This window comes from Vibrio nereis NBRC 15637 (assembly GCF_001591105.1).
Lineage (GTDB): Bacteria > Pseudomonadota > Gammaproteobacteria > Enterobacterales > Vibrionaceae > Vibrio > Vibrio nereis.
Genome location: NZ_BCUD01000004.1, coordinates 87114 through 99396 on the forward strand (window position 1 = coordinate 87114; position 12283 = coordinate 99396).

At 43.5% G+C, this 12283-nt stretch carries 15 protein-coding genes; 10 read left to right on the forward strand and 5 right to left on the reverse strand.

The features are described 5' to 3' along the window. Positions 1-39 precede the first annotated feature (39 nt). On the reverse strand, positions 40-933 hold the full coding sequence (locus tag VNE01S_RS05940; protein ID WP_053394839.1) for an endonuclease/exonuclease/phosphatase family protein: 894 nt from the start codon (positions 931-933) through the stop codon (positions 40-42). 293 nt (positions 934-1226) lie between these two features. Here VNE01S_RS05940 and nrdD point away from each other — a divergent pair, with 293 nt between their 5' ends. The 5 genes from nrdD to VNE01S_RS05965 all read left to right on the forward strand — a co-directional run bounded on the left by nrdD (position 1227) and on the right by VNE01S_RS05965 (position 6452). Continuing rightward, positions 1227-3347, forward strand: coding sequence for an anaerobic ribonucleoside-triphosphate reductase (gene nrdD / locus VNE01S_RS05945; protein WP_053394838.1), 2121 nt, complete (start codon positions 1227-1229; stop codon positions 3345-3347). 3 nt (positions 3348-3350) lie between these two features. Further along, complete coding sequence (nrdG, locus tag VNE01S_RS05950; RefSeq protein WP_053394837.1) at positions 3351-3818, forward strand: anaerobic ribonucleoside-triphosphate reductase-activating protein; 468 nt, start codon at positions 3351-3353, stop codon at positions 3816-3818. A gap of 184 nt (positions 3819-4002) precedes the next feature. Further along, complete coding sequence (locus VNE01S_RS05955) at positions 4003-5184, forward strand: amino acid aminotransferase (protein WP_053394836.1); 1182 nt, start codon at positions 4003-4005, stop codon at positions 5182-5184. A 73-nt stretch (positions 5185-5257) separates the two neighbouring features. Next, positions 5258-5848 (forward strand): ATP-dependent zinc protease family protein, encoded by a 591-nt coding sequence (locus VNE01S_RS05960; protein ID WP_053394835.1) that lies wholly within the window; start codon positions 5258-5260, stop codon positions 5846-5848. Positions 5849-6044: 196 nt separating this feature from the next. Beyond that, entirely contained in the window at positions 6045-6452 is a 408-nt protein-coding gene (locus VNE01S_RS05965) for an NUDIX hydrolase (protein ID WP_053394834.1), read from the forward strand. Positions 6453-6504: 52 nt separating this feature from the next. Here VNE01S_RS05965 and bamJ read toward each other — a convergent pair whose 3' ends face one another. Together bamJ and VNE01S_RS05975 are read right to left on the reverse strand one after the other, a co-directional pair. Next, positions 6505-6978 carry a BamJ family beta-barrel-assembly machinery protein gene (gene bamJ, locus VNE01S_RS05970; protein WP_053394833.1) on the reverse strand — a complete coding sequence of 158 codons (474 nt, stop codon included), beginning with the start codon at positions 6976-6978 and terminating at the stop codon, positions 6505-6507. Positions 6979-6995: 17 nt separating this feature from the next. Then, on the reverse strand, positions 6996-7616 hold the full coding sequence (locus tag VNE01S_RS05975; RefSeq protein WP_053394832.1) for a thiol:disulfide interchange protein DsbA/DsbL: 621 nt from the start codon (positions 7614-7616) through the stop codon (positions 6996-6998). A 266-nt stretch (positions 7617-7882) separates the two neighbouring features. On the opposite strand from VNE01S_RS05975, the gene VNE01S_RS05980 reads away from it, so the two are divergent. After that, positions 7883-8551, forward strand: a complete 669-nt coding sequence (locus VNE01S_RS05980) for an OmpA family protein (protein ID WP_053394831.1) — start codon at positions 7883-7885, stop codon at positions 8549-8551. Between the two features lie 79 nt (positions 8552-8630). Here VNE01S_RS05980 and VNE01S_RS05985 read toward each other — a convergent pair whose 3' ends face one another. Next, a complete protein-coding gene (locus tag VNE01S_RS05985; protein ID WP_053394830.1) occupies positions 8631-8870 on the reverse strand; it encodes a YgjV family protein in 240 nt (79 codons plus the stop codon). A 323-nt stretch (positions 8871-9193) separates the two neighbouring features. After that, positions 9194-9514, reverse strand: a complete 321-nt coding sequence (locus VNE01S_RS05990; RefSeq protein WP_053394829.1) for a DUF496 family protein — start codon at positions 9512-9514, stop codon at positions 9194-9196. A 186-nt stretch (positions 9515-9700) separates the two neighbouring features. Between VNE01S_RS05990 and VNE01S_RS05995 the strand changes: the two genes are divergently transcribed. The 4 genes from VNE01S_RS05995 to VNE01S_RS06010 all read left to right on the forward strand — a co-directional run bounded on the left by VNE01S_RS05995 (position 9701) and on the right by VNE01S_RS06010 (position 12121). After that, on the forward strand, positions 9701-9895 hold the full coding sequence (locus tag VNE01S_RS05995; RefSeq protein WP_053395112.1) for a hypothetical protein: 195 nt from the start codon (positions 9701-9703) through the stop codon (positions 9893-9895). A gap of 35 nt (positions 9896-9930) precedes the next feature. Next, positions 9931-10590 (forward strand): YceH family protein, encoded by a 660-nt coding sequence (locus VNE01S_RS06000; RefSeq protein WP_053394828.1) that lies wholly within the window; start codon positions 9931-9933, stop codon positions 10588-10590. Continuing rightward, entirely contained in the window at positions 10590-10904 is a 315-nt protein-coding gene (locus VNE01S_RS06005; RefSeq protein WP_053394827.1) for a GIY-YIG nuclease family protein, read from the forward strand. The genes VNE01S_RS06000 and VNE01S_RS06005 overlap by 1 nt, the downstream gene beginning before the upstream one ends. Positions 10905-10969: 65 nt before the next feature. After that, positions 10970-12121: a conjugal transfer protein TraF gene (locus VNE01S_RS06010; protein ID WP_053394826.1), complete on the forward strand. Its 1152-nt coding sequence runs from the start codon at positions 10970-10972 to the stop codon at positions 12119-12121. The last annotated feature ends 162 nt before the right edge of the window (positions 12122-12283 follow it).

Below are 12283 nucleotides of genomic sequence, written 5' to 3' on the forward strand. Positions count from 1 at the left end.
GCGCCCCGCCGAATTCGCGGGGCGTTTTATTAGGCTGCACTATAGTCCTAACTGCAACTGGATCGGGCAGTGATCGCTGAGGTGATATTTAAACACCTCATCAGGCTTGAACGTGATCTGCTTTACGCTGTGGTATGCGATGTCTTTGCTCACAATGATGTGATCAATGAGCGAGCGGAACTGGTGAAGTTTATTGGGCTGCCTTTTAGAGCGAACTTTGCAGCTTGCCGGTGTGTCGCGAGTGGCAAGCAATGCTTGGGTGTCATTTGCGATTACGTTCCATAGCCAATCGTTTGGATAACTGAGGTTATGATTAAAGTCACCAAGAAGCACGTAGGACTGTTTGTGTTCCTCTCTTTCACCTAGCCAGCGATTAATCGAAGCACCTTGAGCCTTTAATGTTTTGCAGTGTCGGTTATTTCTGTACGCGCCAGAACAGCGCGCTTTAAGGTGTAATGACAGCACGTGAATTGCTTGGTCGGAATCAGGATACAGCACCACATAGGTGGCGAATCTCAATTTACTGAAAGGATGGGTATCCAGCTGGAGATCTGGCTGATTACGGGCAGGGATACCTTTTCTTACAGCTATACCCGTGTACTGATTGATGTCGTCGAATTGATTCTTATCGAAATCGCTGCCACTTCGTTGTGAGAAAAATATGTTATACCCATCTCCAACCACACCTCCAATAGCACTCAAATCATTGACTTCTTGAAACGCTAGCACGTCACTGTCCGTTAAGCGAAAATGTTTTGCTAGAGCTTCATTATCGGCTGATGTCCGGCGAGATTCTTCAAACTTGGCTGAAGGTGCAGAACTCAGCCACTCGATATTCCATGTTGTAAATGTGGCTGAAAAAGCAATAGCTGGACAAAGAACAAACAGAGCAACAATTTTCATCAATACAGAGAGAATATTAGGGCTTTTCATAGTGTGTTATCCAAATAGAGAGCGGATACCTTTATCCTATAAGGGCTCTAAAAATTGCAAGTGAAAAACGAGCAAAATTACAATTTTCTTGATTTTCATTTCCTCTGAGATCAGTGCCACTAAGATTGGTTTGATCTTAATCTTGGGGTGGTTTTTATTGATCGATATCAATACTTTTCAATGGCTCATCTCGTTAAATACGCCACAATATATAGTGTCGCAATTAGAATAGATAACCCTATATAGTGTCTTTGTGGATAAGTCTGTGAGTATGCTAAGGGTAAGGAGAGAAGGTGAAACCAATCGTAATCAAGCGTGACGGCTCAAGGGCTCCGTTTAGCAGAGATCGCATTCAGGCAGCAGTCGAAGCCGCCGCCGATCACGTCGATAAAGAGATCGCTATTTATGCACTGAATGTTGCGTTAGCGGTAGAGCTGCAGCTTAAAGATCACGATGAAGTTCATATCGCTGAAATCCAAACTCTGGTTGAAAATGAATTGATGCAAGGGCCATTTAAGTCACTTGCGCGTTCTTATATTGAATATCGTCACGATCGCGATATTGCGCGCGAAAAGCAAAGTGTTCTGACACGCGAGATTGAAGGCCTTATTGAAGAAAGCAACGTTGACCTGATCAACGAAAACGCCAACAAAGACGGTAAGGTAATCCCAACTCAGCGTGATTTGCTGGCCGGTATTGTGGCAAAACATTACGCCAAAACTCACATTCTTCCGCGCGATATCGTTCAGGCTCATGAGCAGGGTGACATTCATTACCACGATTTGGATTACGCACCCTTTTTCCCGATGTTTAACTGCATGCTGATCGACCTAAAAGGCATGCTCACGCACGGTTTTAAAATGGGTAATGCGGAAATTGATACCCCTAAATCGATTTCGACCGCAACAGCCGTCACCGCACAGATTATTGCGCAGGTGGCAAGCCATATCTACGGCGGCACAACCATCAACCGAATCGACGAAGTGTTAGAGCCTTACGTAATGGCGAGTTACGAGAAGCACCTTCAAATCGCAAAAGAGTGGGATATTCATGATCCCGAAGCATTCGCTTGCGCTCGCACCGAGAAAGAGTGTTTTGATGCTTTCCAGTCACTTGAATATGAAGTGAACACGCTGCATACCGCAAATGGGCAAACGCCTTTCGTTACGTTTGGCTTTGGTTTGGGCACCAGTTGGGCTTCTCGCCTTATTCAGCAGTCTATCCTGAAAAACCGCATTGCAGGTTTAGGGAAAAACAGCAAAACAGCGGTATTCCCTAAATTGGTATTTGGCATCAAAGATGGGCTAAACCACAAGGCTGGCGACCCAAATTACGACATTAAAAAGCTCGCCTTGGAATGTGCGTCAAAACGCATGTATCCAGATATTCTCAACTACGACAAAGTTGTTGAAGTGACAGGCTCATTTAAAACGCCTATGGGGTGTCGTAGTTTCCTTGGCACTTATGAAGAGAATGGTGAGCTTATCCATGAAGGACGTAATAACCTTGGTGTCGTGAGCTTAAACCTTCCGCGTATCGCAATTCGTGCAAATGGGGACGAGGTTAAGTTCTACCAGTTACTAGACGAGAAACTAAAACTAGCACGCCGCGCACTAGAGACGCGTATCTCACGTCTTGAAAATGTCAAAGCGCGTGTAGCTCCTATTCTATACATGGAAGGTGCCTGTGGTGTTCGCCTTAAAGCCGAAGAATCCGTAGCCAATATTTTTAAAGATGGCCGCGCATCCATTTCTTTGGGCTACATCGGGGTACATGAAACCATCAATGCACTGTTTGGCTCCGACACTCACCTTTATGACAGCAGCGAACTACGTGATAAGGCGATAGCGATTATCCAATACCTGAAAGATGCGGTGAATCAGTGGAGTGAGGAGTCTGGCTACGGTTATAGCCTATACGGTACTCCGAGTGAAAACTTGTGCAGTCGCTTCTGCCGCATTGATACTAAAGAGTTCGGTGTTGTTGAAGGCGTGACCGAGAAAGGCTACTACACGAACAGCTTCCATTTAGACGTAGAGAAGAAAGCTAACCCATACGATAAGATTGATTTCGAGATGCCTTATCCGGAGGTCTCAAGTGGTGGATTTATCTGTTACGGCGAGTTCCCTAACATGCAGAGAAATATTGAAGCGCTAGAGAACGTGTGGGATTACAGCTACAGCCGAGTACCTTACTACGGGACCAATACACCGATTGATGAGTGTTACGAATGTGGCTATATGGGGGAGTTTGAATGTACCAGCAAAGGCTTTACTTGCCCAAGCTGCGGTAACCACGATTCCACAAAAGTGTCGGTTACACGCCGCGTATGTGGTTATCTAGGTAGCCCTGATGCAAGACCGTTTAACTTTGGTAAACAAGAAGAAGTTAAGCGCCGAGTAAAGCATTTGTAACCCATGAATTACCAAAAGTATCATCAAGTTGATGTCGTCAATGGTGAAGGTACGCGTTGCACCCTGTTTGTTTCAGGGTGCGAGCATAACTGCCGTGGATGCTACAACCAAACCACACTCAACCCAAACTCCGGCCATCCGTATACCCAAGAACTGGAAGACCAAATTATTGCGGACTTACAGGATACGCGAATAAAGCGTCGAGGCTTGTCTTTGTCAGGTGGAGACCCACTTCATCCTGCTAACGTTGACACCATTCTTCATTTAGTAACACGGGTGAAATCTGAATGTTCTGGAAAGGATATTTGGCTCTGGACCGGTTATACGCTAAGCGAACTGAATGAAAAACAGAAAAAAGTCATTGAATTAATTGATGTTCTAATTGATGGGAAGTTTGAGCAAGACAAGAAAGACCTCAACTTAGAGTGGAGGGGCAGTTCTAATCAGGTTATTCATCGATTCAAGCTCTAGTCTTTTGAGTACTGGTGTGAAGGTAGATAAATATACTGCACTCATTACTCATGTTGCGAAAATGTAAAATTATCTTGGGCGTTTATTCTGTTTTTGGCTCAAGCGTTAAAATTTTATTTCTAGTTCTATAATTTAGATGATAACGTGTAGCCCGTTACTTGAATTTCAAAGGGTTGTGACTTTCATGTTCTCTAAATTACCAACACCAACACTAGATCCAATTTTGTCGCTTTCTGTTGCTTACCGAAATGATCCTCGTCCTGAAAAAGTGGACTTGGGCATCGGCGTGTATAAGAACAGTGAAGGCGAAACACCAATCATGCAAGCGATTCTCAAAGCACAAGATATTGTGGTCGAGACGCAAAAAACAAAATCCTACGTCGGCTTAGCTGGCTGTGAAGAATTTAATCAAAGCATGGTTGATCTGCTGCTTAAAGGCACTTCTGCAATGGATCGTGTCGCCGCTATCCAAACACCGGGTGCAAGTGGCGCGCTACGTATGCTAGGTGACTTAATGAAAGTTGCTCAGCCAAATACGACCGTCTGGATTTCGAATCCGAGTTATGTAAACCATCGTCCAGTGATGGAAGCCGCTGGCCTTAACGTAAAACACTACAGCTACTTCAGTCCAAAGACCAAACAAGTTGATACCGCACGTATGCTAGCTGATCTGTCTCATGCTGGTCCAGACGATGTGGTTCTACTGCATGGCTGCTGCCATAACCCAACGGGTGCAGACATTGATTTTGAATCATGGAAAGTGATCACAGAGCTTGCTCAGAAAAACGGTTTCACGCCTTTTGTTGATATTGCTTATCAAGGTTTTGGCGATGGTCTTGAAGAAGACGCAAAAGGTCTGCGTTACATGGCGGACAACGTTGACGAGATGTTGATTACGACTTCATGCTCTAAAAACTTTGGCCTATACCGCGAGCGTACAGGTGCGGCAATCGTTGTGGGCAAATCTGTAGAAGATGTAACCAACGCGAGAGGCAAGCTGTTGACTCTTGCTCGTGCTACTTACACTATGCCGCCAGATCATGGTGCTGCCCTAGTCAAAACCATCTTGCAAGATCAAGCGCTCACTGCAATTTGGAAGCAAGAATTGAGTGAAATGCAACAACGTTTGTTAAACCTTCGTCAAACCTTGTGCCAAGAATTGAGAAATTCTCACGATACTTCACAATTCGATTTTATCGAAAGCCACAAAGGCATGTTTACTGTGCTGGGCTTTAGCCAAGACCAAATGCTTCAACTGAGAGAACAGTATGGAATTTATGGCGTTGGCGATGGTCGAATTAATATCGCCGGATTAACGGAAAGAGACATTCCGTATGTCGCAGAGGCGATAGTCAAAGTGGCTTAAAATTAGATATCAGGCTCGTTAATACGGGCCTGATTAATTTTTAGCATTGTCTCGTCGAAAACTAGGTGGTTGAATGATTAAGTCGTTACGAACTCTGACTCTTATTTTACTTGGTGGTAGTCTCATTGCCTGCACGGATGAACAACCCAAAGAGCCTGAGCCAGAACAACAAGCGAAAGCCGAACAAGTCTCGGCTAAAAGCGAACGGCCCAAAATGGTGCTTAAAGCACAAAAGACCAGTGATGGAAAACTGATTCTGGGCGCAAGAGAGTGGGTGTATGTCCCAGAACTTAAGCAAAACTTTAGAGCGCGTGTCGATACTGGCGCGACGACCTCTTCTATCAGCGCAACCGATATTGAAACGTTCAAGCGCGATGGGAAAAGGTGGGTACGATTTAAAGTGGAGCATGACGGAATTAAAAGTGAGCAACTTGAACTGCCAGTAAAACGTTGGGTTAAGATCCTTCAATCCACAGCGGATGGTTCACATCGCCGCGCGGTAGTGGAAGCCTGGATTCAGATTGGTGATTTAAAACAAAAGACAGAGTTCACGTTAGCTGACAGAACGCATTTGACTTATCCACTCCTTCTAGGACGCAGCTTTATTAAGGATGTGGCTGTTATCGATGTTGGTGATAGTTACATTCAAGACAAGCACAAGTAGTGTTAACTCGCATTTTCTAGCCGATATCAGCAATGGTATCGGTTTTTTTGTTTCTCAAAACCATAAATGTGAGTTGACCCATAAGCATCAATGCGAACATTAGGCTATCATTCAACGCGAAATTTAGCCAAAGTCACAAAAGCGTAGCAAAATGTGACTTCCTGCATATAGCAGCAAAGAACTGAAGGAGTATGAGATGACACACTTATCTATGGCCGTCGTTGTCAGAAATGGGAAAGTGTTGGTGCAAGAGCGTTATAGAGCCTCAAAAGGGATGGTGGTTGAATTCCCTGGGGGAGAAGTCAACGAAAACGAAACAGGGACAGACGCTGCTATTAGAGAGCTCTCTGAAGAAACCCAATTAGAAGGGTTGAAACATTTAGCGACATTCGCTGGTATTAATGAATTTGGTGGTCGCATTTACTATGCAGTATTTGAAGCTGGCCCAAGTGATCAACCTATGCCAGTAGGTGAAGAACGTCGCCAAACGTTCAAATGGTTAGAGTATGCAGAACTGCCACTGGAAGAGTTCTACGCTGCAGATGTGAATTTCATTAAGACTCAACTCACTAAGTTTTGTAAGCAAGAGTCAGCCGTTGCTTAGTAGATAACGGAAAAATAAAGCCAATCATGATGATTGGCTTTTTTAGTTTTATCTACTTAATTTCCAAAAGTTCAACCTCAAAAATCAGCGTTGAAGCTGGTGGAATTGGGCCAGTACCACTTTTGCCGTAAGCGAGTGGGCTAGGGATAAACAAACGCAGTTTGTCACCAGGAGCCATATAAGTCAGACCTTCTTGCCAGCCTTTAATTACTTGACCTAACTTGAAAGTAATCGGCTCACCGCGATCGACCGAGCTATCAAACACAGTACCATCGATAAGAGTACCGTGGTAATGCACAGTTACTGTGCTCGTTTTGGTTGGGTGTTCAGAACCTTCACCTTTGTGTAGTACCTGATATTGAAGTCCACTTTCTGTGGTGATCACATCTTCTTTCTTCGCATTCTCTAGTAGGAAGGCTTGGCCTGCGGCAAAGTTTTCATCGCCTGCTTTATGGTTCGTCCACGTACGGTAGATCATAAACGCTGCGAGGATAAAGATAACAAGAGGGAAAATGATTTTTGACATTAGATAAGTCCAGTTATTTATTTTAAGTTAGTCAGATAGTTAATTGTATCAGCAATGCCTTCAGCGTCTTGGTGCCCAGAAGTCATTACCATGTATTTTCCACTAACAATAAAAGTGGGTACACCGTTGATTTGGCCTTTAGTTGTGATTTCATCAGCAATTTGCATCGCTCTAAATAGCTGCTCTTGCTGCGCTTCTTCAAGCTCGTAAGGGCTCTTCAAATTACGTGAATGAAATACTGACTCAATAGCTTGTTGTTTTTCAGTTATCGTCGCACCGTCACCCATTTGTACCGCCGAGAATAACTCATTCATCATGTCATGATCAGGCTGGCCACCCAGCTGCATTTCGGCGGTGTAATAGATCATGGCCGCTACCTGAGCACTTTGGTTAAACGTAACGTGCACTTTTCCGATTGACTGGTTAGTTAGAGATTCCAGTTGAGGGATCACCTCTTCCATTTTACGGCAATGGCCGCAGTTAAGAGAGAATACTTCGGTCACTGGTGGTAAGCGATAAGTCGAAAGGTTCGTGGTTAGTTTTTGATATTGCTCGCCCTCTTTAGGTGTGCTGTTTTCAGAGCAGCCAGCAAGTATGGTTATAAAGGCGACCAAAATTAGGGACAGGATTTTTTTCATAAGAAATTCTCAGTAAAGGCTTTTTAGGTATCTTACTCTTAATGGTATGAGTATCTTAAAGCATTCAATTAACAGTGTAGTGAATTTTACTCTTTCATTTTAAAGAACTAAATAGCAAGGAGTGTCAATTCCTTAGCAAATTGTTTCTGGTTGTGCGTTTCTTATTGTGTATAGCTGGATAGGGTGGGTCGCGCTAAATTATAGCTAAAGAAAATCAATCCTGGCCGATAAAGAAAAGGTAGTAAAAGAAAAACTAGGGCGGAAAGATGAAATATCTGGCTTTACCTCTGATTGTGCTGTTGTCAGCTTGCAGCAGTACCAATAACCATAGGTCCACATTTTTTATGCAGGACATGCTGGATACAGCCCCCAAAAGTAATACTGAACTTAGGAACCCAGAATGGGGTTATCCGTCTAGAAACTTAACGACAGGTGTGCAAGTTCCTGCTTCAAACCCACAACGTGAGGTAGGCGCTGCCCCGCAAACTAATTACGAGCCTACTGTAAAAAACGTCAATACAGATAGCTTACAGAGCTTCCTTCTTAAGAACGGTGTGGATTACGAAGTGTTACCCGGTAACCATATAATGGTGAAATTGAAAGACACAGTGAAGTTTAAAACTGGGTCATCTAGGGTGATACCACACACCGCGCAATGGTTAAACCTGATTGGTAGCTATTTGTCTTCCCAACCAGATATTAATGTAGTGATTGATGGGCATTCGGATAGCACGGGTAGTGCAAGGTTTAATGATGGTTTGTCAGAACGACGAGCTAAAGCCGTTAAGCAACAATTGGTGCAAAATCGTGTGAGTGAAAATGCGATTTTTACTCGTGGTTACGGAGAGCATGTCCCTTCTTGTTCAAACGCGACATCATCAGGCAAGGCGTGTAACCGCCGTGTTGAATTGTTATTGATTGTCTCTGATAAGTAATCCCTCTTCCCAAGCAAAAACGAAAACGCCCCGAAAGACGAACTTTCGGGGCGTTTGTATTTGGTACACTAGAGCTCACTTAGCTACTGGTTACCTTCTTTTCGCTTTGCATTTTTGCTAAGAAGTAGACGTTAACACAAGCAATGAAGCCATTGGTAACCACGACTGGCCAAGCGTCAATCATTAAGCCATATGCTGTGAATAGAGCACAACCAATAAAGTTAATGATTCTAAGCTTAACGATATCTTTCATGGTAAGAGAAATAGCGACCATGATTGAAGCAGCGTAGCCAAGGATTTCAACCACATTCATATCCATAAATTGACCCTCTAATGTTTGCCGAGCAGTGTCGGTACCAATTCTTCTCTTCTTGAGATAATTGAGGAAGCTCCGTGCCCCGAATGGTTTGAATTATTTAACTAAGATGAAATATAACAGGGCCAAATGTGTGACAAAAGCCCCAAATATTCTAACGGAGAAGGTTAGCGATTACGCAAACGTTTAACGCTATTTACTAAATTGTTATAACCAAAATTGTTGATAGATGACGTTAAACCGTAGATTCTCCAATAAGATGCATTTACCAATAAAAAGCCTGCATATTATATGCAGGCTTTTTAATAATGCTAACAAGGTAAGAATTATTTTTTCTTACCTTGTAGACCTTGCTTGTCAGCTTCTGTCAATTCACGAATACGGCGGCTGATGTCACGACGCTCTTTCGAGATTTCAGCACTTTTGATGATGTGATCATCAACACGGTCTTCGTAATCTGCTTTCATGTTCTTAACAATCGCTACGATTTCATCGTGAGTCATTTCTGGCTTGATGTAATCAAGTAGGTTCTCAAGAAGGTCAACACGTTTACGGTTGTCACGAACTTTTTTCTCGTTATCGATCAGTTCGCGCTTCAGTTTATTTTTACGACGAGCTTGAGCTACGATTTCAAATACACCACTCATAGATCTTTTCCTAATTATTACCTTAACTGCCAATGATTAAATCATATCATCTCGGCTGATAACAGTCCTAAGATCAATCATTACCGTATGTTGACGTTTTTATAGTCAAGTACTCGTTTGGAGATTGAGCGCGTCTTTGGTTCGATATATGATTTGAGCATTCAGCTTTCTAAAACCTGCGAAATTATGCGAACTTCAGACATTATCGTACCAAAGGAAAAAACCGAGCCAACACCTCAGCGTACGAGTAAAATCATCAGTGCATATCGCGATGAACAGAAAAAGCAAGAAATCACCGAAGTCGAATTGAACCGAAGTAAGATCGTGATGATTGATGAAAATGGTAATATGAAAAAGGTTGCTATCCTTTCTGAACACTAAATAAGGTTCAGGAAGTAAATAATAAGGAAATAAAAATGAACATTGAACTGAGTCCTGTGGAAGCGCGAGTGATTGGTTGCTTGATTGAAAAAGAAGTGACAACGCCAGACTACTATCCTTTAACGCTAAATAGTCTGACTTCTGCATGTAACCAGAAGAGCAATCGTGAGCCTGTTATGGCGCTGAGTGATATAGACGTGCAAGAGGCCGTAGATGCATTAATCGCTCGCCGTTTGGTGAGTGATGAAAGCGGTTTTAATAGCCGAGCGAGCAAATATCAGCACCGATTTTGCAATACAGAGTTTGGTGATTTGAAACTGTCAGCACAGGAAAAAGGGATTGTTTGTTGTTTATTGTTGCGCGGCGCCCAAACACCAGGTGAGCTACGCACCAGAACTGGTCGATTGGCAGAGTTCTCAGACGTTAAAGAGGTGGAATCTACTTTAGAAGCGATGGCAACGCGCGAGGAAGGGGCTTTAGTTGTTAAACTACCACGTGAACCAGGCAAGCGTGAATCTCGCTTTATGCATTTGTTCTGCGGTGAAGTTGATGTATCAGCGCTCGCATCTACAGAAGCTGTGCCAGCGTCTTCTAACGCGAATAACGAAAGAATGGAAGCACTCGAAAATGAAGTCGCGCTTCTAAAACAAGAGCTAGCGGAGCTTAAGGCTTTGGTAGAGCAAATTTCCAACTAATGGCGGATTCGCCATCAACTCCGGTTGCGGATTGGTATGTCTACCTTGTTCGCGACCGAAACAATTCTCTCTACTGCGGTATTTCAACAGATGTTGCTCGTCGTTTTTCTCAGCACAGCACTGGCAAAGGTGCGAAAGCTCTAAAAGGAAAGGGACCGTTAGAATTGGCTTGGAGCGAAAAGGTCGGTACGTCCCGCAGTTTCGCTTTGAAAGTTGAATATCGGATCAAGCAATTAAAGAAATCTCAAAAGGAGCGGTTAATAAATAAACAAATAGATTTGGCGAATGTGATCGATGTGATATTAGTGCCATAAATTTATCTAATTACTTTTCTTGTGTATTACTATTGAGACCGCTTTGAAATAGCTTGAGAAGAGTAATGAAAAAACTAACAAAACTTTCAATGGCAGTGGCTTTATCTTTGGTAGGCGCATCTGCAAGTGCTGCGAACATTGTTGCTGACGGTCGTGGTAATGGTATGGGTAACACAGGTGTTACGACAGCCGATTTTTTGCTGGCTCCGTTCTATAACCCAGCACTTGCTGCGGTACATAGAGATGAAGACCAGTTTGGCTTATTGCTTCCAGCGATTGGTGCGACTGCGCGCGACACTGATGACACGGTTGGAACCATTGACGACTTACAGTCCAAAATTGACGATTTTGAACAGTCAGGAAGCAGCGACCCAGCCATTGCTTCTGAACTTAATAAATACTTAGACCAACTCTCAGACGACAAGCCACTAGCTGTCACAGCTGGTGTTGGTGCAGCGATTGCCCTTCCGATCAGAACCCTTTCTGCCAACTTATATACTCGCGCTTACGCGGAAGTAATTGCACAAGCAGATATCGCAGACAATGCTGGTGATAATGCAGTTGCCGTAAAGAATCGTTATGAATCGTCAAGCGTTAATATGATCGCATTTGGTTATAACGAAGTTGGTTTGGCACTGGCGAAGCGCATGTCAGTAGCAGGCAGAGACGTTGCATTTGGTGTTACACCCAAGTTTCAGAAGTTGATGACTTATATTCAGTCGCCAAATGTTAACGATTTCGATGTCGATAACTACGACGAAAGTGAAATGTCTGAAAGCGCTTTCAATATGGACCTAGGTGCAGTTTGGTTCTACGATGCATTTCGCGCAGGTGTTGCTGTAAAAGATCTATTTGCTCAAGAAATTGAAACCAAAACGGGTAATCACACGTATAAACTTGATACTCAAATCACGCTGTCAGGTGCGTACTCAACGCGCTTCTTTACTGCGACAGCGGACTGGGATGTCACAAAGCAGACGCGTTTCGACAAATTTAATGACGACACGCAGTTCCTTCGTTTTGGTATTGAAGGCAACGCATGGGACTGGGCACAACTGCGCGCAGGTTATGAGATCGACCTAGAAGAAACGCTAGATAACTCTATCACTGCGGGTATCGGTATTAGCCCTTGGGATGTCGTTAGCCTAGACGTAGCTGCGAATTACGCGGGTGAGAATCAGTTCGGTGTTTCAGGAAACTTAGCACTAACATTCTAAAACTGCTCGTTAAGCGTGAAAAGCTGTGCTAGTTTAATAGGCTAAGCCTATGGAATGGCACAGCTTTTTTATAACTTACACATAGGGATATGGGAGTTATTGAAAATAAATTGACTGATTAGTGATAGTGGAAAAGCCAACTACTAGAAGCGCACATTCAAT